A 22046-nucleotide genomic window follows, 5' to 3' on the forward strand; every position below is an offset into this window, starting at 1 on the left:
CGAAAAAGACGACGGCATGGAACCTACTTCGCTTCCCTCAAACCTGCTCTACCCCGCCGGATCGCCCTCGAACCGCGCTACCACTCGCGCATCCAGCCCGGCAGCGCGCAGCGGCATGACGAAGCTGCGCTCGATGGCCGACTTGGCAGCATTGCGGGCAAGGCGCATGGGCACCTCCGCCCGCGCCTGTGCGACCAGCTCTGCTTGCCCGCGCGCGCGATTGGCGGCGTCCAGCGTCTTCTCGGCATCGGTGAGCGCCATGAGGAGCCCGCCGCCGTCATAGGCCTGCATCTGCTTGAGATCGATCTGCGGGCCAGTCACTTCCAGCGGCGGGAGGGTGACAGTGAGGGTCTTGTCCGCCTCGTTCCACACGACATCCTGCTGGCGGATCGCGGCGAGATCCACCTCATAGCGCACAAGGCCGGGCAGGATCATCGTCTGCTTGGCGGTGAGGCCAAAGCGCTGCTGCTCGCTGGTGGTGACGGCCACGAAGCGCGCGACGAACGGAACCAGCCGCGCCTGCTCGTGCAGGCTCTGCAGGCTGGCGGTGGCGACGGACTCGACCGTGCCCTCCATGCGCTGATCGAGCGAGCGCCCGGCCCACCAGGCGGCGGCCCAGACGAGGCCGACGACCAGCACGACAAGCGCGGCGACCAGCGCGATGCGCCGCGTGAGCCGCGCCGCCAGCCTGTCCTTTCCGTTCTCTTCCGAGGTCATATTGCCTGCCATTCGCTTTCTCCCAGCCTCATAACGAGGCCGCGCCGCTCCAGATCCAGAAGATGCGCCAGAACCGACCGCCCAGCCGCTCCGGTCAGTCTTGGATCAAGCCCCTTGTACATGTGCTGAACCATATGCGGGATCGCGCCGGGGCCATCGCGCCCGAGCAGGCGGAGGATCTGCCCCTCGCGCATCTTGCGATGGCCAAGCATTCCTCGCACGAAGCGCCGGGGCCGCTCGATCGGCTCGCCATGGGCGGGGTAGTAAATGGCGTCCTCGCGGGCGATGAGCCGCTCCAGCGAGGCGAGATAGGCGGTCATGTCGCCATCGGGCGGCGCGACCACGCTGGTCGACCAGCCCATGACGTGATCGCCAGTGAAGAGCGCCTGCTCCTGCGCCAGCGCGAAGCAGAGATGATTGGAGGTGTGGCCGGGCGTCGCGATCGCCTCGAGCGTCCAGCCCTGCCCACTGAGCCGCTCGCCATCGGCCAGCACGCGGTCCGGCGCATAAACGGGATCGAAAGCGGCATCCGCGCGCGGGCCTTCGTCGTCCAGTGTGAGCGGCGCGCAGCCGATGACCGGCGCGCCAGTCAGGTCAGCGAGCGGCCGCGCGGAGGGGCTGTGATCGCGGTGGGTGTGAGTGCAGGCAATGGCGACGACCGGTCTGCCGTCTATCGCAGCGATGAGCGCGGCGAGATGGCGCGGATCGTCCGGGCCGGGATCGATCACCGCGAGATCGCGCGTGCCGACGAGGTAGGTCTGCGTGCCGGTATAAGTGAACGGCGAGGGATTGGGCGCGAGGACGCGGGCGACAAGCGGCGAAAGGCCGATAGCCGTGCCGGTCTCTGAAGAAGTAGGGGGAGCCGGCGTTGCCATCCTCCCCCATGTGCGCGCTTGTGCCGGGAAATCAAGGCGCGGCGGAGGGCTCCCGTCAGTCCTGTCGCGATCGCAGACGGGCGATCTGCCGATCCAGATCGGTCAGGACCTTCATGCGGACCTCGTGCGACATCGACTGGTCGTTCATGATGTCCTGGCGCGCCTCCCTGATGCCAGCAATGGCCTGCGCCCGCGCATTGCGGGCGATTGCATCGCCGCACGCCCGGATGGAAACCGTAGTGCGCCCGCCATGCTCCACGCTGTGCACCTCGCTCACGCCGGAACGGGAGACGTCCTTGCAGTCCTGTGTGACGACGACGGTGGGGATATTGGCGGCGTGAACCGCTGCAAGCGCGTGCGCCTGGCTGGCACGGGCCTGTGCGAGGGCCGCGCTGCGATCGGCAGACGTGCGGGCCATGTCGATGCGCAGTCGAGCGCGCTCTGCCTCGGCTTCGGCAAGCGCCTTCGCCCGCTCAGCCTGTGCCGCAGCCCATTCGGCCTGATGCTGGCGGGCCTGCTCGCGCGCCTGAGCAGCGGCGGCGCGGGCCTGCGCGACATCGAAGCGCGGCGGCGTCGGGGGCGTGGGCGGAACGGGAGCGACGGGAGGTGCAGGGGGCGTGGGCGGCGCCCAGGCGACATCCGTCTGGCCAGCGTCCTGCTCCGGCGCCGCTGGCAAAACGGGCACTTCCGCAGGTGCGGCAACCGACGTCGGGAGCGCGACACTGCGCACGGAGGCTACCGGCGCCAGCCGCGCGACCGGCGCGAGCGTGCGGCTCAGCACATGACCGACAGACTGCGCGGGGAGCGCGTGCGCGACCTTGCTCCCCATGTCTGCGGCCACGCCCTGCCCGGACGCCGTGAGGGCAAGCCCGCCCAGCGTCGTGCCGCCAATCAGCAGGAGGCCAAGACGACGCCGGCCGCTGCTCGGCGTGGCCTTGGCAAGCATGGCGAGACGGCGCTTGAGCGTCTCCACCGAGGTGAGGTGGCAGGCAATGGCGAACTCGCGATTGGTCGCTGCCTTGATGAGCGTGCGGCCATAAGCCTGGCCGAGACCGCGTCGACGCGCCTCGGCAACCACCTGCGCATCGCAGGCGACCTCCTGATCGGCGCGAAACAGGCGGTAGGCAGCCCACGCGACCGGGTTCCACCAGTGCAGCGCGACGACCAGCAGCGCGAAGGCATTGGCGAGGAGATCGCCACGGCGGTGATGGGCCAACTCATGCGCAAGAGCGAGTGCATGTTCATCGCTGTCGAAGCGATCCGAGGCGTCGGCAGGGAAGACGATGAGGCGCTGGCGGAGGCCGAACGCCATAGGTCCGCTGGCGCGGGGACTGGCGAGGAGCGCGACGCCCGGCGCGGCCTCGCCCATCACCGTGGCGCCAGAGAGCAGATGCGCGCGAAAGCGGCGATAGCCCCAGACATGGCCGATGAGGAACAGGCCCGCGCCCACGAGCCAGATCAGCACAGCGAGGGCAATCCAGCCCGCGCTGCCGAGGCTGTTTGATACGGGTATGACGGCTGCGGCATGTGACGTTGTGCCACCCGCAACGATCGAACTGCGCACCACATCGCTGATCGAACCCGAGACCGGCTCGACCGCCAACATGGGCGCGGACACACCAAGGCCAAGCGTCAAGGGCGGCAGGACCATGCGCAGGGCCGGCAGCGCCCAAAGCGCATAGGCCGCCTGTGCGCCGAAATGCTCGGCCACGGGGCGGCGCAGGACCATGACGAGGAGCATGAGTGCCGTGCTGGCGACGACGGCTTCTATCGCCCAGGCGATCATGGCTTGATCTCCTTGAGCAGCGCCTCAAGCTCGGCAATGTCATCTCCCGAAAGCTGCCGGGTGCGCGCCAGATGCGCCACAAGGGGGGAAACCTTGCCGCCGAACAGCCGATCAACCAGCCGGTTCGATTCTTTTTCGAGATAGGCTTCGCGCGGCACAAGCGGGCGATAGATGTATCGACGCCCCTCGGGCTCGTGAGCAATCGCCTCCTTGGCGATCAGGCGAGAGAGCAGAGTCTTGACTGTCTGGAGGCTCCAGCCACGCTCATCCCCTATCGCTTCGGCCACATCGGTGGCGGTTGCGGGAGAGCGCTCCCAGAGCACCTCCATCACTGCATGTTCGGCATCACTGATCCGTTCGGCCACAGGCTCGCTCCACTCTTCGACTCAACGACTACATCCGTAGTTGAAACTACAGATGTAGTCAATCGATGCGAGAGAGCTTGGCCGAGTGGCGTTACTGCACCTTGGAGATGCCCTGCCCCTCGAAGAGCTGCTGGAGCTCGCCGGCCTCGTACATCTCCATCATGATGTCGCTTCCGCCGACAAATTCGCCCTTCACATAAAGCTGCGGGATGGTGGGCCAGTCAGAGAAGCTCTTGATGCCCTGACGCACTTCCTGATCCTGAAGGACGTCCACGGTGTCATAGTCGACACCGAGATGCTCAAGGATGGCAATCGCGCGACTGGAAAAGCCGCACTGCGGGAAAAGTGGAGTCCCCTTCATGAAGAGGACGACATCGTTTTTGCCGACAATGTCTGAAATGCGATCGTGAACGGGCTGGCTCATGGGAAACGCTGCTCCTTCGCGCCGGCGCTTCGCGCGGCTTGGGTCATGTCGCTCAGTTGGGAACGGCAGTGGTCAGTTGCAAGGCATGAAGCACACCGCCCATTCGGCCACCAAGGGCGGCGTAAACGGCACGCTGCTGCGCAACACGGCTCATGCCCCGAAAGCTCTCGGCCGTGACGCGAGCGGCATAATGATCGCCATCCCCGGCGAGATCAGTGATCTCCACCTCAGCATCGGGAATACCGGCCTTGATCAGGTCTTCAATATCGTTCGCGGCCATGGGCATGGCTGAGTGTCTCAGCTCTGCTGCATGAACTGGCGGCGTGCCTCGGCAGCCCTGTCTCCGAGAGCCGCGCGCACTTTCGCCTCGTCCATATCGACGCCGGCATTGACGAGATCGCCGAGCAGCTTGCGGACGACATCCTCATCGCCCGCTTCCTCGAAATCCGCCTGGATGACGGACTTGGAATAGGCGTCGGTCTCTTCAGCCGTGAGTCCCATCAGCCCCGCCGCCCATTCGCCGAGCAGGCGGTTGCGCCGCGCGGTGATGCGGAAAGCCATTTCTTCGTCACGGGCGAATTTCGCCTCGAATGCCTTCTCGCGATCGTCGAAAGTCGTCATCAGTCAGCCCCGCTGGTATCCAAACTCTTGCTTATCACTTAGGTCGCGCCGCGTGCCTTGGCAACGCAGGCTCGCGTTCAATTTTCAGGAGGCCGGCAATTTTCAGACGCTTGCCGGCACCAGCCATGGCCGCCGGGTCATATCGGACTGCTCGAACGCGGCGATCGCATCGCTCCGGCCCAGAGTGAGGCCGATTTCGTCCAGCCCGCCGAGCAGGCAGCTCTTGCGGAACGGGTCGATCTCGAAGGTGAAGCGATCCTGAAACGGCGTGGTGACCGTCTGGTTCTCCAAGTCGATATAGATCGGGTCTGTCTTCGCCACCTCTAGCAGGCGGTCAATCGCCTCCTGCGGAAGCGCCACAGTGAGAATACCGTTCTTGAACGCGTTACCGGAGAAAATGTCCGAGAAGCTGGGCGCGATCACGGCCTTCACGCCCATGTCGATGAGCGCCCAGGCAGCATGTTCCCGGCTGGACCCGCAACCGAAATTGTCCCCGGCGATGAGGATCGCGGCGCCTGCATAATCGGGATCATCGAACACATTTCCCGGCTCCTTGCGCAGAACCTCGAACGCGCCCTTCCCCAGACCCGCGCGGCTGATCGTCTTGAGCCACGCAGCGGGAATGATGATGTCCGTATCGACATTCTTGAGGCCGAGCGGATAGGCTCGCCCCTCAACCCGGGAAACCGGCTCCATCAAATGCTGCCCTTATACTGCCGAATCTCTTTGTCGGTAAGAACCTCGGCGCGGCCCAGGCCAATCGCCATCGCGGCGCTAGCGACGGCGCCCATGACCAGCACCCAGAATACCTTCTTCATTTGCACCCCTCTCCGCCTGTCGACTCTGTAGGTCTCAGGCCATTTCGCTCGCGGTGAGTTCCCGCACGTCCGTCAACCGGCCGGTCACTGCGGCACTCGCCGCCATGGCCGGGGAAAGCAGATGCGTCCGCGATCCTGGCCCCTGACGGCCCATGAAATTGCGATTGCTCGTCGAGGCGCAGCGCTCGCCGGCAGGCACCTTGTCCGGGTTCATACCCAGACACGCCGAGCAGCCCGGCTCCCGCCACTCAAATCCCGCTTCGATGAAGATGCGATCCAGCCCCTCGGCTTCCGCCTGACGCTTGACGAGGCCGGACCCCGGCACGACCAGCGCCTGCCGGATGCCGTCCGCGATATGGCGCCCCCGCAGGATCGCCGCCGCCGCCCGCAGATCCTCGATGCGGCTGTTGGTGCAACTGCCAATGAAGATGTGCTCGACCGACACGTCCTGCATCCGCTGGCCGGGGACGAGACCCATATAGTCGAGCGACTTGCGCGCGGCTTCGCGCTTCGAGGCATCCTCGAAACTCTCCGGATCCGGCACCACACCCGTGATCGGCACCACATCCTCGGGACTGGTGCCCCAGGTGACATTGGGCACGATATCGGCCGCATCGAGACGCACGACCTTGTCGAAGCGCGCGCCTTCATCCGTGACCAGCGTCTTCCACCAGGCAACGGCCTTGTCCCACGCCTCGCCCGTAGGCGCCATCGGCCGCCCCTTGAGATACGCGAAGGTCTTCTCGTCCGGCGCGAACAGCCCGGAACGCGCGCCACCCTCGATCGCCATGTTGGCAACCGTCAGCCGGCCCTCGATGCTCATGTCGCGAAACACCGAACCGCGATATTCGATGACATAGCCCGTGCCGCCCGCCGTGCCGGTCTTGCCGATGATGGCGAGAACAACGTCCTTGGGCGTGACACCGGGACCGAGCGTGCCGTCTATCTCCACGGCCATCGTCTTCGAGGGCTTGAGGAGCAGCGTCTGCGTGGCGAGCACATGCTCGACCTCGCTGGTACCGATACCGAATGCCAGCGACCCCAGCGCGCCATGAGCGGCAGTGTGACTGTCGCCGCAAACCAGCGTGGTGCCCGGCAGCGTGAAACCCTGCTCGGGGCCGACGACATGGACAATGCCCTGCTCGGGCGCCACCGCATCGAAATATTTGACGCCGAACTCGGGCGCATTGCGCTCCAGCGCCGCAAGCTGCTGCGCGCTCTGCGGATCGGCAATGGGGATGCGATTGCCCGCCGCGTCCACCCGCGCCGTTGTCGGCACATTATGATCCGGCACCGCAAGCGTGAGATCGGGCCGGCGCATCCGGCGCCCGGCGAGGCGAAGCGCTTCAAATGCCTGCGGACTGGTCACTTCATGGACCAGATGGCGGTCGATATAGATGAGGCACGTGCCATCGTCGCGCGTCTCGACGACGTGCGCGTCCCAGATCTTTTCGTACAGTGTGCGCGGTTTTTCTGTCATTTCGTGTCGCGTTAACGCCTTTTTTGACGCAGTTTCAAGGAAAATGCATGGCGAGCACCCGCCGGCTTCCCCTGCGCCTGATCCTTCAAAGGTTCTAAAGGTTCTAGTCCTTGGAGTAAAAAAACATCGCCATATGGGTGCGATCGAAGCGGGAAAGAGCCGAGCGGCACCGCTGCCGAGGGTAACGCCTTTTACCCGCTGTAGGACAGACCCTCCCCTACATCGAAAGCGCGACCCCATAGGCCGCCGTCGTTCTCGCTGCGACCTCTTCTGCAGTGACGCCGCGCGCCAGCTCGATAAGCTGAAACGGACTGTCATGATCGGGGCGATGGAACACGGCGATGTCCGTGATGACCATGTCCACCACATTCCGGCCGGTCAACGGCAGCGTGCAGGCGGGAATGAACTTGGGGCTGCCGTCCTTGGCATTATGCTCCATGACGACGATGATCTTCTTGACGCCAGCGACCAGATCCATCGCGCCGCCCATGCCCTTGATCATCTTGCCCGGGATCATCCAGTTGGCGATGTCGCCATTCTCCGCCACTTCCATCGCACCGAGCACAGTGAGATCGATGTGGCCGCCGCGGATCATCGCGAAGCTGTCCGCGCTGGAGAAATAGACGCTGCTGGGAAGCTCGCTGATCGTCTGCTTGCCTGCGTTGATGAGATCGGGGTCCTCTTCGCCCTCATAAGGGAATGGGCCAATGCCGAGCATCCCGTTCTCGCTCTGGAGCGTCACTTCCATGTCGGCGGGGATATGATTGGCGACCAGAGTCGGGATGCCGATGCCCAGATTGACGTAGAAGCCATCTTCCAGCTCACGCGCCGCGCGCGCCGCCATCTCGTCGCGGGTCCAGCCCTTCGCATCCTGGGGCATCAGTTCAAGCTTCCTTCCTGAATGGTCTCGATGTTGCCGGATCGCGGCGTGATCGCGCTGCTTGCGTCGTTCATGGCTCGGGACTCCAGCGCTTGTCGGCGGGGAAGATGTCGTCGAAGTTAGCGCCTTCCCAGCCGCCATAGAGCGCGTTCGGTATGAGGAACCAGCCATTGCCCCAAAGCGGCACGAGCGCGGGACTCTGCGCAAGCGAGCGGCGCGGGGGAGTGGACAGCGCCTTGTCGTTGAAGGCGTCGGCGAAGTCGCCAAGATTGTCGCCCGCCATCGCGATCACGCAATAGCGCGCGGCAAGCGCGGCGCGGCGCGGGTCCTTAGCTGAACCGGGCGCGACATCGCCCTTGAGGAGCAAGGTATCGCCGGGCACGGCGCCCGCAATCCCGACCGAGGCAAGCGCGGCGACCGTCGGGGCGGCAGCAGCGCGGTCGCGGTTCGAATTGAAGATAACGGTCACGCCTGCGGCGCGAATCGCCGCGATCGCATCGACGGCGCCGGGTACGGCCTCGACCTTTGCCGCGCCGCCCTGCTCCCACTTCGCCCAGCGCGCCGGATCGAACGGTGGGTCGCCTCGTCGCGCGCTGTCGTAATTGGCACCGGTGTTGAGAAGCACCGTTTCGTCGATATCATAAACGACCGCACGCGGGCCAGCTCCGCACGCTTCGAACCGGGGTGCCGCCGGTGTTGATCCGGGCGCGAGCACGACGCTGTTCGCCGGGCCACGGGCGTGCGCGGCGACGAAGGTGGCCATCGCGCGGTGCGCCTGGGCCGAGAGCACCGCCGCCTCGCCTGATCCGAGCTGCCAGCGATATTGCCGCCCCGGTTGTGCGGGTGCTGTCTCGCTGGCTGCGGGGGGCGGAGTCGCGGCGCAGGCGGCAAGCGCGAGAGCCCCGCACAGCACTGGCGAACGGGCAAGCGCCCCTCGCATCATGCCGCTGCCGCCTCCGGGCGTGGGCGCGTCGTGCGGAACTCGATCTTCTTGTCGTAAGGCGCGCCAACGATCATGCGCTTCACATAGATGCCCGGCAGATGGATTGCATCGGGATCGAGCGCGCCGATCGGGACCACTTCCTCCACTTCCGCAACGCAAATCTTCGCGGCGGTGGCCATGGGATGATTGAAATTGCGGGCAGTCTTGCGGAAGACCAGATTGCCTGCTTCGTCCGCTTTCCAGCCCTTGATGATGGCGAGGTCCGCGAAGATACCGCGCTCGAGAATATAATCCTGCCCGTCGAAGCTCTTCACTTCCTTGCCTTCGGCCACTTTGGTGCCGACGCCAGTCTTGGTGTAGAAGCCCGGTATGCCCGCGCCCCCTGCCCGGCAGCGCTCGGCCAGCGTGCCCTGGGGGCAGAATTCCACTTCCAGCTCTCCGGCGAGATACTGCCGCTCGAACTCCTTGTTCTCGCCGACATAGGAGGAGATCATCTTGCGCACTTGACGGGTGCGGAGCAGCTTGCCCAGCCCCTCGCCATCCACGCCCGCATTGTTGGACGCAATGACGAGATCCTTCACGCCTGCGTCGCGGATCGCGTCGATCAGCCGCTCGGGAATGCCGCACAGACCAAAGCCGCCGGCACAGATTTGCATCCCGTCGAACAGCAGACCCTCAAGCGCCGAAGCGGCATCCGGATAGAGCTTCTTCATGCGAGACATTGCCTCCTGTCGCTGATGGCTTCACCGCAATAGGAAGGCACGCCGCGCGGGTCAATTTGTGCGACGCAAAAGAAACCGGAGCACGCAAAGAAAAGGCGGCCAGAAGCCGCCTTTTCGCCAATGGGATGTTGCTAAGCGATCAGATATTGTCGCCCAACGCGCCCTTCACCGATCCCTTCAGCTTTTGTCCGGCGCCCTTGGCCTGCTGAACCTTACCTTCGGCAACGAGGCTGTCATTGCCGGTCTTGCGGCCATGCTCTTCCTTGCCCTTGCCGATCGCGTCATTGATCGCGCCCTTGGCCTTGTCGATCAGTTCGCCCATGGTGATTCTCCTTCGCTTGGGGGGTGCTGGGAGAACGAACGGAGACCCGAGCCGTTCCGCGATTTGCGGCGGGCTGTTGAACAATGGCCCTGAAACCGGGTCAGATGAGTCCGGCAAGCGGGCTCGACGGATCGGCATACATGCGCCGTCCCATGCGCCCGGCAAGATAGGCCGCGCGGCCTGCTTCCACCGCGCTCTTCATCGCGCCGGCCATCATGATGGGATCGCGCGCCTCGGCAATGGCGGTGTTCATGAGCACGCCGGTGCAGCCCAGTTCCATGGCGACGGCGGCGTCCGACGCAGTGCCCACGCCAGCGTCCACGAGAACTGGCAGGCTGGTGCCTTCCACAATGAGACGGATCGTCACCCGGTTCTGAATACCCAGCCCCGAGCCAATCGGCGCGCCCAGCGGCATGATGGCAACGGCGCCTGCGTCTTCCAGCCGCTTGGCAGCAATGGGATCATCGACACAGTAGACCATCGGAAGGAAACCTTCCCTGGCGAGGATCTCGGTCGCGCGGATCGTCTCCACCATATCAGGATAGAGCGTGCGCGCCTCGCCCAGCACTTCTAGCTTCACCAGATCCCAGCCGCCAGCCTCGCGCGCGAGGCGCAGCGTGCGAATCGCCTCCTCGGCGGTAAAACAGCCGGCGGTGTTGGGGAGATATGTCACTTTTTTCGGGTCGATATAGTCGGTGAGCATCGGCGCCTTCGGGTCCGAGACGTTCACGCGGCGCACCGCCACCGTGACAATCTCGGCTCCGGACGCGGCGACGGCGGCGGCGTTCTGCTCGAAATCCTTATATTTGCCCGTGCCGACGATTAGTCGGGAGCGATAGGTCCGGCCAGCGACGTTCCAGCTATCCTCGACCACAGCAGGCTGGTGGTCGCCGCCGCCCACAAAGTGCACGATCTCCAGCTCGTCGCCATCTTCCACGATGGTTTCGCCAAGCTGCGCGCGCGGCACCACTTCCAGATTGCGCTCCACGGCGAGCCGGGCCGGGACAAGCCCGAGCTCCTCCTCCGCCAGCGCCGCGATGGTGAGGCCGCCGCGCACGCGCCGGTGCTCGCCATTCACTCGAATCCCGATGGTCCCATCAACGCTCATGCGCTCTTATCTACCTTTCGCTTTCGCTTGCGCTCAGGGGGCCATATAGGGAAGCGCGGTCGGGCGCCGCAACCGCGACGTCACTTAAAGACATGCGCCCAGCATAAGGGATTTGAACAGGCGATGGCGGACACACGCAGGATCTTCGTGCTGAACGGGCCGAACATCAATCTGCTCGGCACACGTGAGCCGGACATCTACGGCTATGACACGCTGGACGACATCGCTGCGCGCATGGACGACGCCGCGCAGCGCGAGAGCGTCGAGATCGATTTTCGCCAGTCCAACCATGAGGGACACCTGGTGGACTGGCTGCAGGAAGCGAACGCAGAGGGCGCGCACGCCGTCATCATCAATGCCGGGGCGCTCACGCACACCTCGCTGGCGCTCTATGATGCGATCCGCGCAATCCAGGTGCCGGTGATCGAGGTCCACCTTTCCAACCCGCATGCACGCGAAGCCTATCGCCATAAAAGCTATGTGGGCATGGCCGCAAAGGGAACGATCGCGGGCTTCGGTGCGCTCTCCTACATGCTCGCTCTGGAAGCGGCACTGGACCTCTGAAACGACCAAATGGTTGCCTTGAGAGCCGAAGCGATCTAGGCGCGCCCGCCAAACGCATGACGACAACGAACAAGGGAAGCACATGGCCGACAAGATCGAAAGCAATGGCGGACCGATGCAGATCGACGTCAAGTTGGTCCGTGATCTCGCCAAGATGCTCGACCAGACCAACCTGACCGAGATCGAAGTGGCAGATGGCGAGCGCCGCATCCGCGTGGCGCGCGAGCCCGCTCCGCAGGCGGCAAGCTTCGTAGCAACCGCACCAATGGCGGCGCCGGCCCTCGCCTCCATCCCCGCCCCGGCCGCAACGCCCGCACCCGTCGCGGCAGCGGTTGCCCCGCAGGCGGACGCAAATGCCGTCAAATCGCCGATGGTCGGCACAGTCTATCTCGCCTCCGAGCCGAGCGCACCGCCGTTCGTGAGCGTGGGAGACACGGTGAAGGCCGGGCAGACGCTGCTCATCGTCGAAGCAATGAAAGTGATGAACCCGATCACCGCGCCCGCTGCCGGCACAGTGAAGGCCGTGTTCGTCGAGAACGGACAACCGGTCGAGTACGACCAGCCGCTCATCGTCGTCGCATAAGGCGCGCGGGGCATGACCATCGAAAAACTGCTGATCGCCAATCGCGGCGAGATCGCGCTGCGTATTCACCGTGCCTGCCATGAAATGGGCATCAAGACGGTGGCAGTCCACTCGACTGCCGACAGCGATGCCATGCATGTGCGGCTGGCGGACGAGGCGATCTGCATTGGCCCGCCCGCAGCGCGCGACAGCTACCTGAACATCCCTGCGATCATCTCCGCCGCTGAAATCTCCGGCGCGGACGCGATTCATCCCGGCTATGGCTTCCTGTCCGAAAACGCCCAGTTCGCCGAGATCGTGGAAGCGCACGGCCTGATCTTCGTCGGCCCCAAGCCCGAGCATATCCGCACCATGGGCGACAAGGTGGAAGCCAAGCGCACCGCCGGCGCGCTGGGCCTGCCACTGGTGCCGGGCACGGACGGCGCGATCGAGGACATCGGCGAAGCCAAGCGCATTGCCGACGAGATCGGCTATCCGGTGCTGGTAAAGGCGGCTGCCGGCGGCGGCGGACGCGGCATGAAAGTGGTGCCGGACGAGGCGCAGTTCGAGACGCTGATGAGCCAGGCCAGCGCGGAGGCCAAGGCGGCATTCGGCGACGGCACCATGTATCTCGAGAAATATCTCGGCAATCCGCGCCACATCGAGTTTCAGGTGTTCGGCGACGGTAACGGCAACGCCATTCATCTGGGTGAGCGGGACTGCTCGCTCCAGCGCCGCCACCAGAAAGTGCTGGAAGAAGCTCCGTCCCCCGTCATTTCCGCCGCGGAGCGTGAGCGGATGGGCGGCATCGTGGCGAAGGCGATGGCCGACATGGGCTATCGCGGCGCCGGCACCATCGAATTCCTCTACGAGGACGGCGAGTTCTACTTCATCGAGATGAACACCCGGCTTCAGGTCGAGCATCCGGTGACCGAGATGATTACCGGCGTCGATCTCGTCCGCGAGCAAATCCGCGTAGCGGAGGGCCGCCCGCTCTCTGTGGCGCAGGACGAACTGGTCTTCTCCGGTCACGCCATCGAGTGCCGGATCAACGCCGAAGACCCCGAGACCTTCATGCCCTCGCCGGGAACCGTGACGGCCTATCACGTGCCGGGCGGCATGCATGTGCGCGTGGATAGCGGGCTCTATCAGGGCTACCGGGTGCCGCCCTATTACGACAGCATGATCGGCAAGCTGATCGTCTATGGGCGCACGCGCGAGGGCGCCCTCATGCGGCTGAAGCGCGCGCTGGAGGAATATGTGATCGAGGGGATGAAGACCACGATCCCGCTTCACCAAAAGCTCATCGCCGACACCGACGTGCAGAACGGCGACTATACGATCAAGTGGCTGGAAGAGTGGCTCGCGAAGCAATCCTGAGGTCAGCCGGGGCCGCATGACACGCCCCGGCCGCCTCGCGGGTCAGCGTGTCTGGGTGATGGCCAAGGGCTATGCGCCGGACGAGGGAGGCATGCAGACCTATGCGCGCGGCGTGGCAGAAGCCTATGCTGTTCTCGGTGCCGACGTCACCGTCTTCTCCCAGACCAGCCTCGGCCCGCGCGACGAACGGGTCGGACCGGTCCGCCTGATCGACATTGGCTCGGGCAAATCCGTCAACGTGCCTTTCCACCTGCATGGGCTGCTCCGGCGTGAGCGGGATGCACTGGGCGCCCCCGCCCTGCTCCACGCCACCACATGGCGCACCTCCATCCCGCCTCTGCTCGCCGGCCTGCCGTTCATCACGACGTTTCACGGTCGCGAGTTCATGTATGGCGGTCGCGCGACGGCCGCTGTGCTGCGCCTGATCGCCCGGCGGGCACGTCACTGTGTCGCCGTCAGCCGTTATACCGCATTTCGGCTGGCACAGCGCATCCCTCGCCTCCCCGCGCCGCCGATCGTGGCATGGAACGGCACGGCGATTTGCCCAGATTTGCCGAAGTGTGATGCGGCCATCCCCGCCGGCTCCGGCCCGCTGATCTTGAGCCTCTGCCGTCTAGAGCCCCGCAAGAACATCCTGAACGCCGTGGAGGCAGCTGCCCAGTGCCGCGACTATGGGCTCGAGTTTCGCTTCGTCATTTGTGGGCGCGGGCCGGATCTTGCCGACGTGAAAGCCAAAGTGGACGCGCTGAGCCTTGGCGACCGAGTGCATGTCCTGGGCTTCGTGGATAATGCGCGTGCCGATGCACTCTATCATGCAGCAGACATCTTCCTGCATCCCCAGTCGACCATCGACAAGGGTCGGGACTTCGAAGGGTTCGGCATTGCCATTGCCGACGCGATGCTGGTGCGCTGTGCCGTGATCGCGGGCCGGGACGGCGGCCCTGCCGAACTGATCGACGATGGCGAAGACGGGCTGCTGGTGGACGGAAACGATCCACACGCGATTGCGGAGGGGCTGAAGGCGCTACTGCGGAACGCGGACCAGCGAACGGCGCTCGCCGGGCGAGCGCATGACAAGGCAATGGGCTGCACCTGGCTCCGCCATGTCGAAACGATACTGGACGCCATAGAACAAAGGGAAGGAAAAGCCCCATGAAGGCAACGATCTGGCATAATCCGCGCTGCTCGAAGTCGCGGCAGGCGCTCGCCATCTTGGAAGAGACACCCGGTATCGACGTGGAGATCGTCGAATATCTCAAGACGCCGCCAAGCCGCGCCGAACTGGCGGCGGTTTATGCCCGAGGCGGGATTTCGCCACGTGACGCCTATCGCAAAGGGGAAGAGGAGGCGAAGGCGCTGAACCTCGCGGAGGCTGACGATAACGCGATCCTCGACGCCATGGCCGCGCATCCGATCCTGATCGAGCGCCCGGTGGTCGTCACGGATAAGGGCGTGCGCATTGGCCGGCCGCCCGAGGCGATCCGCGAGGTACTTTGAATGTGGTGCCGCGCTCGGCCTCTGGGTCAGGCGTGGCCGCTGACGGTGGCAAGCATGGCGGGATCGACACCCTCCGCTAGCAGGGCAGCGGACCATCGGCGCTCTGGCGCGAGATCGAGAAGCAGCGCGGGGTCGCTGGACCCCAGCAGCCAGCCCGGAGCGGCAAGCTCAGCCTCGATCTGACCGCCGGCCCAGCCTGCATAGCCCAGAAAAAGCTCGTAGCGCTGTGGCCCGCCGCCCCGGCCGATCGCCCGCAAAATCTCTATCGAGGCCGTGAGAGCCAGGCTCTCCGTCAGCCCGACCGTCTCCTCGCTCGACCAGTCCAGCCCATGAAGCACAGCGCCGCGCCCCGGCTCGACCGGTCCGCCGCGCAACACTCGCGAGTCCGGCGCGCTGGCGGTCGCAATGTCGAGTTCGCTCAGCACGCCGTGCAGCCCCACGCTTTCCATGGGATCGCTCAGCGTAAGGCCCATGGCCCCCGCAGGCGAATGCGCGCACAGCAGAATCACTGACCGTGCAAAGCGCGGATCGGGCATATCCGGCATCGCGATCAGCAGCCGGCCCTCGTAGCTCTCAAAAGGCGGATCCGCGAACATGATCCGAAGCTATGCCTCATTGACCCGTTCGGCAACCGCCCCACGCTCAGACAAACGCATTGTAGTGCGCCCTGCCGTGTAGCCGCGAGCCAGCCAGCGACGCCCCTTGACTCCGGAGCCCCGCGACACGAGGTCTGCGGCGCGCGGGCGCACCCGCTTTTCCAGCTTCGCTTGCAGATCAGGAGAGACAGGCCATGACCATCACCGTTGGCGACAAGATCCCCGCCATCACCTTCACACAGATGACCGAGAATGGCCCGGAACAGGTTGATAGCGAAAGCTATTTCAAGGGTCGCAAGGTTGCGCTCTTCTCGGTGCCGGGCGCCTTCACACCCACATGCTCGGCCAAGCATCTCCCCGGCTTCGTGGAAAAAGCGGCCGATCTGAAAGCCAAGGGCGTCGACGAGATCGCCTGCACCGCCGTCAACGATGCCTTCGTGATGGGCGCCTGGGGCAAGGCAAGCCACGCCGACGACGCCGTGACCATGCTGGCGGATGGCAATGGCGCGTTCGCCAAGGCTGTCGGTCTGGAGATGGACGGCAGCAAGTTCGGCCTCGGCACCCGCGGGCAGCGCTTCTCGATGATCGTCAATGACGGCGTGGTCGAGCAGCTCAATGTCGAGGCGCCGGGCGAGTTCAAGGTTTCGTCCGCCGAGCATATGCTCGGCCAACTCTAAGAACCGAAACAGGAGCGCGCCGGCAGCTGTTGAGGCGAACCGGCGCGCCCTTGGTGCTTAATCGGTTGCCAGGACGCTTCACAATTTTCGCGATCGGCACTCTTCCGCCACGCGCCTGACATGCTACATTCGTTGCTATGTCGAAATCGAAAAGCACCGCGATCGTGGCGGATCTCATCGCGCGCTATGACGCCGCGACCGATGCGTTGCGCGACGCCATGCTGGCCTTTGCCAACAAAGGCACCGCCCCCGGGCCGGCATATCTCGTCGACCGCACCTTCTGCTACCCATCGCTGACCATCGAATACACCACGCCAGTGAAGGCGCCGGAGAGCATCCGCTCTTTTGCGCGTCTCTCCAGCCCCGGCCGCTACACGACGACGATCACCCGCCCGCGCATGTTCGCGGATTATCTGATCGAGCAGCTCGATCTGCTGCTGGAGGATTATGGCGTTGCCATCTCCGTGGGCCGAAGCGACCAGCAGATTCCCTTCCCCTATGTGCTCGACGCGCTGCCGGCAGGCGCAATGGAAGGCGTCTCGCCTAACGACCTTGCCCGCCATTTCCCGACGACTGAGCTTGCCTATATCGGCGATGAAATCGCGGACGGGCTGTTCCTGCCCGATGCCGACGGTGCGCGGCCGCTCGCGCTCTTCGACGGGCTTCGGACGGACTTCTCGCTCGCGCGGCTCAAGCATTATACCGGCGCGCCGGCCGAGCACGTGCAGCGCTTCATACTCTTCACCAACTATCACCGCTATGTCGATGAATTCGTTGCTTGGGCCTGCGCGGAGCTGCAGCGCGAGGGCACGCCCTACACGGCCCTGTCCGGCGCGGGCGGCGTCTATGTGACGAAGGAGACGGCGGACCCGGCGCGGATGATCGCGGACAGCGCCTGGCGCAAGCACCAGATGCCCGCCTATCATCTGATCGCGCCGGACCAGAAGGGCATCACGCTCGTCAACATCGGCGTCGGCCCATCGAACGCCAAGACGATCTGCGACCATCTCGCGGTGGTGCGGCCGGAAGCCTGGCTGATGATCGGCCATTGCGGCGGCCTGCGTCCCAGCCAGCGGATCGGCGACTACGTGCTCGCCCACGCCTATCTGCGCGACGACCATGTGCTCGACCCGGTGCTGCCGCCCGAAATCCCCGTGCCGGCCATCGCGGAGGTGCAGGTGGCCATGGCGCAGGCGGCCGGCGCGATCCTGGGCGACGGGCCGGACTTCAGGCGGCGGTTGAGGACCGGCACAGTCGTCACCACGGATGACCGGAACTGGGAGTTGCGCTACTCGCAATCTGCGCTGCGCTTCTCCCTCTCCCGCGCAGTCGGCATCGATATGGAAAGCGCCACTATCGCCGCGCAGGGCTATCGCTTCCGCGTGCCCTATGGCACGTTGCTCTGCGTCTCCGACAAGCCGATCCACGGCGAACTGAAATTACCGGGACAGGCTAATCTCTTCTACGAACAGGCGATTGCCGGCCATCTCGCCATCGGGATCGAGACATGCCGACTGCTGCGGGAGCAGGGCGACCGGCTGCACAGCCGCAAACTGCGGGCGTTTAACGAACCGCCCTTCCGGTAAACCGCGAGCCTCCTCCCGTTGACGGGAGGAGGTCCGTTTCTCTCGGCTCAGGCGCCGACAGGCTCATGGTAGCGCGCCGCGACGTCGCGGTTGGAGAGCTTGCCCTTCATGGCCAGACGCGCATCTTCAAACGCGGTCCACAAGCTTTCATCGGCGAGCGGCGGGATCGTCACCTCCTCGCCCCGGTCCAGCCCGATCAGCCCCGCGTCCACAAGATCGCCCACTTCCATCACCCATTCGGCCGGAAACGCGTTCACGTCCTTGCCGGCCAGTTCCCAGATCTCAGTGCGCGTGGCACCGGGGAGCAGCGCCTGCGCCCGCACGCCCTTGTCGCGCACCCGCGCGGCGATGTTGCGGCTGAGGGCAATCAGGAAGGCCTTTGAACCAGCATAGACGCCTTCATAGAAGTCATAGTCGACGCCGAGGACGGACGCAGTGTTGACGATTGCGCCGCGCCCGCGCGCACCGAAAGCCCGGCCCGCAGCAATGGCCAGCCGCGCGGCGGCCGTGACATTGATGCCGACGATCCGCTCGATCTCGTCCGGCTCATTGTCCAGCGTGTCGCCTTGAAGCGAAAGACCGGCATTGTTGACGAAAAATGTGAGCGACGCATCGTCCGCGATCCGCTGCTCGATGCGCGCAAGGTCCGCCTTGTCACCCAGATCCGCGGGAAGCACTTCGATCGTCCGACCCGTCTCGGCGCGCAGACGCTCGGCCAGCGCATCGAGTCGGCTCACATTGCGGGCGACCAGCACAAGATCATATCCGCGCCGGGCAAGCCTGTCCGCATAGGTGGCGCCAATGCCAGATGACGCGCCGGTCACGAGCGCGGTGCCGGGATTGGCCTGATTTGAAGGGTTTGTCATCGTCTCTACTCCTGCAAAACCCGGCTATCCCGAGTCACTTGCAAAATGATAGTAACTCACTCATATCCATTCAATGGCAGAGAAGAAATTTATGGATGAGCATTGCCCCGTCGCGCGGAGTCTCGCCTGCGTGGGTGACAGGTGGAGCATGCTGATCCTGCGGGATGTCCAGCGGGGCATGACCCGCTTCGATCAGTTGCGCGCAAATCTTGGCGTCGCGCCCAATATTCTGTCGGGGCGGCTCGCCAGCCTGACTGCGGAAGGCCTGCTGGAAAAGCGGCAATATAGCGAGCGCCCGCCCCGGCAGGAGTATGTGCTGACGGAAGCGGGGCGCGACTTCATCCCCATCCTCACGGCGATCGCGGGCTGGGGCTACAAGCATCGCGGAGAAGGCCCGATCTCCCGGCTGGTCGACGAAGCGACCGGGGAAGCCGTGCAGCCGCTGGTGATCGACAGCGCAAATGGTGCGCCGATCGGGACGCGGCCCTTGAGATTGGTCCAGCCCGACTAGGCTGGGGTGCGGAGCACGGACCTTCCCATGCTCCGCCCAGTTCAGTTGGTCCGACGTGTCACCAGCCGCAGCTCTTGCCGGCGTTCTGCTTGTCCAGCCAGGTCTTGAGCGGCTTGAAGTAGTTGATGAGCGCCTTGCCGCTCATCTCCCGGCTGCCGGTGAAGGCCTGCAGCGCATCGGGCCAGGGCTTGGATGCACCCATCTCCAGCATGGCGTTCAGCTTCGCGCCGACGGCCTTGTTTCCATAGAAGGAACAACGGTGGAGCGCCCCCTTCCAGCCCGCCTGCTTGCACGCGGCCTCATAAAACTGGAACTGAAGGACGCGGGCAAGGAAGTAGCGCGTGTAAGGCGTGTTGCCCGGAATGTGATACTTGGCGCCCGGGTCGAACGCATCGTCCGGCCGGGCCACGGGGGGCACGATGCCCTGATACTGCAGCCGCATATTCGTCCACGCCTTGTTGTAGTCGGCGGGCTTGATCGAACCATCGAACACGCCCCAGCGCCAGCGGTCGATCAGCAGTCCGAAGGGCAGGAACGCTACCTTGTCCATGGCCTGACGGAGCAGAAGCCCCAGATCCTTGTCCGCGCTTGGCACCTTCGCTTTGTCCAGCAGACCAATGTCGACGAGATATTGCGGCGTGATCGACAGCGCGATGAAATCGCCGATCGCTTCATGGAAGCCATCATTTGCGCCATTCAGATAGAGCGGATCCTGCTTCTGATAGGCGCGCTGGTAATAGTTGTGGCCAAGCTCGTGGTGGATGGTGGTGAAGTCGTCCGAATTCACCTTGGTGCACATCTTGATGCGAATGTCGTCCTTGTTGTCCAAGTCCCACGCCGAAGCATGGCAGATGACTTCGCGATCCGCAGGCTTCACGATCTGCGAGCGCTTCCAGAACGTCTCGGGGAGCGGCGCGAAACCGAGCGAGGAATAGAAGTTCTCGCCAGCCTTCACCATCTTCACCGGGTCATATTGCTTGGCCTTCAAAAGATCGGTGACGTCATAGCCGAGATCGCCCGACCCTGCCGGGGCAACGAGCGGATAGATATTGCCCCACTCCTGCGCCCACATATTGCCCAGCAAATCCGCGCGGATCGGGCCGGTCTTGGGCTGTACCGCGTTGCCATATTTCTCGTTGAGCTTGGTGCGCGTGTAGCAGTGAAGCGAGTCGTAGAGCGGCTTCACTTCCTGCCAGATCTTCTCGGTGAGCGCGGCGAAGTCATCGGCCGGCATGTCGTAGCCCGAGCGCCACATCGCGCCGGTATCCGCAAAACCCAGCTCCTTAGCGCCCTGATTGGCGATCTCGACCATGCGGACATAGTCGGCCTTCATGGGCTTGCCGACATTGTCGTGCCAGCTTTTCCACATCTCGGCATATTCGGCAGGCGTGTGATTGAGCTCGCCCATCTCCGCCTCGATATCCGAGCCGTTGATCTCCTTGCCATCGAGCGTGCCGCGCCCCTTGCCATAGGAGGACTGCAGCTTGGTGGCGATGTCGTTGAGCTCCTTCGCCGCGCCCGGCGTCGTGGGCGCGGGCAGCACAATGCCCGAGCGCAGCATATCCAGCTTGCGCTTCACATCCGGCGAGAGGCCTGGCACGTTCTGGTACTTCGCCGCGGCGAGAGCAAACTCGACCGATTTCTCGGTGCCTTCCGCCCCGGCTTTCGCCGCCATCGCGTCGGTGTCCTCAGTGATGTAAGTCGCGTTCACCCAGTAGACGCGGCCGGCATCAATCGAGAAATCATAGCCCCACTTCTCGGCATCGGCGACGAACTTCGCCGCGTCAGCTGCCGTCGGCGCCGCGATAGGCGCGGTCTGCGCCAGAGACGGCGACGCGAGGGCGGCAAGGCTCAGCGCGACAGCCATGGCGGCGCGCGAACTCAGCATGGACATGGAAAGACCCCTTACAAATTGCGTATTGGGATCTAGGTGACTTGCCCCCGCGACACAGTCAAGCCAGCAGAAAGCGGACCATTTCCTCCGAGAGTGCCGGGAAGGTGACACTGCTCATATGGCCGCCGGGCACGGTGGCGCGGGTCGCGTCCGGCAACGCTATGGCAAGCGCGTCCGGATCGCCATTGTCCTGATCTTCCTCTCCGCAGAGCACAAGCGTGGGCATGGTGATGCGTGCCAGAGCACCCTCGTCGATTGTTCCCCCACTTTCCAGCAGAAGCCGGACGGCGACCGCGTCGATACCGGTACTCTTCATGAACTGGATCACGAAATAATCGCGGTCTCCGCGCTTCGCGACATCGAACCGGTCTATCGCATTGAGGAAGAACGCGCTCCGCTGTTCCCAGCCGAACAGCCCTTCGAGCCCCATGCCGGCGAGGATCAGCCGGCGCGGCGCCAGTCCCCGCTCGATGAGCCGAACAGAGGTGCGCGCGCCGAGCGAGAAACCGGCAAGATCGAAATCCTCCAGCCCGAGTTCCGCGACAACCGCTTCGATATCCATGGAGAGCACATCAGGCGGATAGGCGGCGGGGTCATGCGGAGAAGCGCTCTGCCCGTGAGCGCGGAAATCCGGCATGATGACCCAAAAACCTGCATCCGCGAGCCGCTGGGCATGACCATATTTGATCCAGTTGATCTGCGCGCTGGACATGAGCCCGTGCAGAAGGAGCAGCGGGCGCCCCTCCCCCAGCTGGTGGACAGCGATGGACGCGCCTCCCATGCCGGGAACCAGGCGACGCTTTATCGATTTCTGCTCCATCGCGCCGCCATGCAATCTCCCAACCTTGTCCG

Annotated in this window: 27 protein-coding genes; 8 read left to right on the plus strand and 19 right to left on the minus strand. The window is 64.6% G+C overall.

Annotated features, from left to right (window positions below; genetic code table 11):
* Positions 1 to 48: 48 nt before the first annotated feature.
* From ACNAOH_RS02615 to thiS, 15 genes are all read right to left on the minus strand, one after another.
* Positions 49 to 729, minus strand: coding sequence for a DUF4230 domain-containing protein (locus ACNAOH_RS02615; protein ID WP_443971221.1), 681 nt, complete (start codon positions 727 to 729; stop codon positions 49 to 51).
* Positions 714 to 1592 carry an MBL fold metallo-hydrolase gene (locus tag ACNAOH_RS02620; protein ID WP_443971222.1) on the minus strand — a complete coding sequence of 293 codons (879 nt, stop codon included), beginning with the start codon at positions 1590 to 1592 and terminating at the stop codon, positions 714 to 716. The genes ACNAOH_RS02615 and ACNAOH_RS02620 overlap by 16 nt, the downstream gene beginning before the upstream one ends.
* Before the next feature lie 55 nt (positions 1593 to 1647).
* Positions 1648 to 3378, minus strand: a complete 1731-nt coding sequence (locus ACNAOH_RS02625) for a M56 family metallopeptidase (RefSeq protein ID WP_443971223.1) — start codon at positions 3376 to 3378, stop codon at positions 1648 to 1650.
* Positions 3375 to 3743, minus strand: coding sequence for a BlaI/MecI/CopY family transcriptional regulator (locus tag ACNAOH_RS02630; protein ID WP_443971224.1), 369 nt, complete (start codon positions 3741 to 3743; stop codon positions 3375 to 3377). The genes ACNAOH_RS02625 and ACNAOH_RS02630 overlap by 4 nt, the downstream gene beginning before the upstream one ends.
* A gap of 91 nt (positions 3744 to 3834) precedes the next feature.
* Positions 3835 to 4167: a Grx4 family monothiol glutaredoxin gene (grxD, locus tag ACNAOH_RS02635; protein ID WP_443971225.1), complete on the minus strand. Its 333-nt coding sequence runs from the start codon at positions 4165 to 4167 to the stop codon at positions 3835 to 3837.
* Positions 4168 to 4219: 52 nt separating this feature from the next.
* Entirely contained in the window at positions 4220 to 4453 is a 234-nt protein-coding gene (locus ACNAOH_RS02640; protein ID WP_443971226.1) for a BolA/IbaG family iron-sulfur metabolism protein, read from the minus strand.
* A gap of 11 nt (positions 4454 to 4464) precedes the next feature.
* On the minus strand, positions 4465 to 4788 hold the full coding sequence (locus ACNAOH_RS02645) for a DUF1476 domain-containing protein (RefSeq protein WP_443971227.1): 324 nt from the start codon (positions 4786 to 4788) through the stop codon (positions 4465 to 4467).
* 102 nt (positions 4789 to 4890) lie between these two features.
* Positions 4891 to 5484 carry a 3-isopropylmalate dehydratase small subunit gene (gene leuD, locus ACNAOH_RS02650; RefSeq protein ID WP_443971228.1) on the minus strand — a complete coding sequence of 198 codons (594 nt, stop codon included), beginning with the start codon at positions 5482 to 5484 and terminating at the stop codon, positions 4891 to 4893.
* Complete coding sequence (locus tag ACNAOH_RS02655) at positions 5484 to 5606, minus strand: hypothetical protein (RefSeq protein ID WP_443971229.1); 123 nt, start codon at positions 5604 to 5606, stop codon at positions 5484 to 5486. Before ACNAOH_RS02655 ends, leuD begins: the two co-directional genes overlap by 1 nt.
* Before the next feature lie 34 nt (positions 5607 to 5640).
* Positions 5641 to 7086: a 3-isopropylmalate dehydratase large subunit gene (leuC, locus tag ACNAOH_RS02660; protein ID WP_443971230.1), complete on the minus strand. Its 1446-nt coding sequence runs from the start codon at positions 7084 to 7086 to the stop codon at positions 5641 to 5643.
* A 217-nt stretch (positions 7087 to 7303) separates the two neighbouring features.
* A complete protein-coding gene (locus ACNAOH_RS02665) occupies positions 7304 to 7966 on the minus strand; it encodes a 3-oxoacid CoA-transferase subunit B (protein WP_443971231.1) in 663 nt (220 codons plus the stop codon).
* A gap of 70 nt (positions 7967 to 8036) precedes the next feature.
* Positions 8037 to 8909, minus strand: a complete 873-nt coding sequence (locus ACNAOH_RS02670; protein ID WP_443971232.1) for an HAD family acid phosphatase — start codon at positions 8907 to 8909, stop codon at positions 8037 to 8039.
* Complete coding sequence (locus ACNAOH_RS02675; RefSeq protein ID WP_443971233.1) at positions 8906 to 9622, minus strand: CoA transferase subunit A; 717 nt, start codon at positions 9620 to 9622, stop codon at positions 8906 to 8908. Before ACNAOH_RS02675 ends, ACNAOH_RS02670 begins: the two co-directional genes overlap by 4 nt.
* 148 nt (positions 9623 to 9770) lie before the next feature.
* Positions 9771 to 9953, minus strand: coding sequence for a CsbD family protein (locus tag ACNAOH_RS02680; protein WP_443971234.1), 183 nt, complete (start codon positions 9951 to 9953; stop codon positions 9771 to 9773).
* A 100-nt stretch (positions 9954 to 10053) separates the two neighbouring features.
* Positions 10054 to 11061, minus strand: coding sequence for a sulfur carrier protein ThiS (gene thiS / locus ACNAOH_RS02685; RefSeq protein ID WP_443971235.1), 1008 nt, complete (start codon positions 11059 to 11061; stop codon positions 10054 to 10056).
* A gap of 123 nt (positions 11062 to 11184) precedes the next feature.
* Between thiS and aroQ the strand changes: the two genes are divergently transcribed.
* The 5 genes from aroQ to arsC all read left to right on the plus strand — a co-directional run bounded on the left by aroQ (position 11185) and on the right by arsC (position 15064).
* The gene (gene aroQ, locus ACNAOH_RS02690; protein WP_443971236.1) at positions 11185 to 11625 is read left to right on the plus strand and encodes a type II 3-dehydroquinate dehydratase; all 441 of its coding nucleotides are present in this window, start codon (positions 11185 to 11187) and stop codon (positions 11623 to 11625) included.
* A gap of 82 nt (positions 11626 to 11707) precedes the next feature.
* Positions 11708 to 12208 carry an acetyl-CoA carboxylase biotin carboxyl carrier protein gene (gene accB, locus ACNAOH_RS02695; RefSeq protein WP_443971237.1) on the plus strand — a complete coding sequence of 167 codons (501 nt, stop codon included), beginning with the start codon at positions 11708 to 11710 and terminating at the stop codon, positions 12206 to 12208.
* Between the two features lie 12 nt (positions 12209 to 12220).
* Positions 12221 to 13567, plus strand: coding sequence for an acetyl-CoA carboxylase biotin carboxylase subunit (gene accC / locus ACNAOH_RS02700; protein ID WP_443971238.1), 1347 nt, complete (start codon positions 12221 to 12223; stop codon positions 13565 to 13567).
* Between the two features lie 16 nt (positions 13568 to 13583).
* A complete protein-coding gene (locus ACNAOH_RS02705) occupies positions 13584 to 14723 on the plus strand; it encodes a glycosyltransferase family 4 protein (RefSeq protein WP_443971239.1) in 1140 nt (379 codons plus the stop codon).
* A complete protein-coding gene (arsC, locus tag ACNAOH_RS02710) occupies positions 14720 to 15064 on the plus strand; it encodes an arsenate reductase (glutaredoxin) (RefSeq protein WP_443971240.1) in 345 nt (114 codons plus the stop codon). Before ACNAOH_RS02705 ends, arsC begins: the two co-directional genes overlap by 4 nt.
* A gap of 26 nt (positions 15065 to 15090) precedes the next feature.
* Here arsC and ACNAOH_RS02715 read toward each other — a convergent pair whose 3' ends face one another.
* Positions 15091 to 15660 (minus strand): YqgE/AlgH family protein, encoded by a 570-nt coding sequence (locus tag ACNAOH_RS02715; RefSeq protein WP_443971241.1) that lies wholly within the window; start codon positions 15658 to 15660, stop codon positions 15091 to 15093.
* 194 nt (positions 15661 to 15854) lie between these two features.
* On the opposite strand from ACNAOH_RS02715, the gene ACNAOH_RS02720 reads away from it, so the two are divergent.
* Positions 15855 to 16337, plus strand: coding sequence for a peroxiredoxin (locus ACNAOH_RS02720; protein ID WP_443971242.1), 483 nt, complete (start codon positions 15855 to 15857; stop codon positions 16335 to 16337).
* A 137-nt stretch (positions 16338 to 16474) separates the two neighbouring features.
* On the plus strand, positions 16475 to 17923 hold the full coding sequence (locus tag ACNAOH_RS02725; RefSeq protein WP_443971243.1) for an AMP nucleosidase: 1449 nt from the start codon (positions 16475 to 16477) through the stop codon (positions 17921 to 17923).
* Between the two features lie 47 nt (positions 17924 to 17970).
* Here ACNAOH_RS02725 and ACNAOH_RS02730 read toward each other — a convergent pair whose 3' ends face one another.
* Positions 17971 to 18789, minus strand: coding sequence for an SDR family NAD(P)-dependent oxidoreductase (locus tag ACNAOH_RS02730; protein WP_443971244.1), 819 nt, complete (start codon positions 18787 to 18789; stop codon positions 17971 to 17973).
* Between the two features lie 91 nt (positions 18790 to 18880).
* On the opposite strand from ACNAOH_RS02730, the gene ACNAOH_RS02735 reads away from it, so the two are divergent.
* The gene (locus ACNAOH_RS02735) at positions 18881 to 19300 is read left to right on the plus strand and encodes a winged helix-turn-helix transcriptional regulator (RefSeq protein ID WP_443971245.1); all 420 of its coding nucleotides are present in this window, start codon (positions 18881 to 18883) and stop codon (positions 19298 to 19300) included.
* Positions 19301 to 19358: 58 nt separating this feature from the next.
* Here the strand turns inward: ACNAOH_RS02735 and ACNAOH_RS02740 are convergent, their stop codons facing one another.
* Positions 19359 to 21167, minus strand: a complete 1809-nt coding sequence (locus ACNAOH_RS02740; RefSeq protein ID WP_443972031.1) for a M2 family metallopeptidase — start codon at positions 21165 to 21167, stop codon at positions 19359 to 19361.
* 85 nt (positions 21168 to 21252) lie between these two features.
* Entirely contained in the window at positions 21253 to 22014 is a 762-nt protein-coding gene (locus ACNAOH_RS02745; protein ID WP_443971246.1) for an alpha/beta fold hydrolase, read from the minus strand.
* Positions 22015 to 22046: the final 32 nt, after the last annotated feature.

This window comes from Sphingobium sp. CR28 (genome assembly GCF_052327305.1).
Lineage (GTDB): Bacteria > Pseudomonadota > Alphaproteobacteria > Sphingomonadales > Sphingomonadaceae > Sphingobium.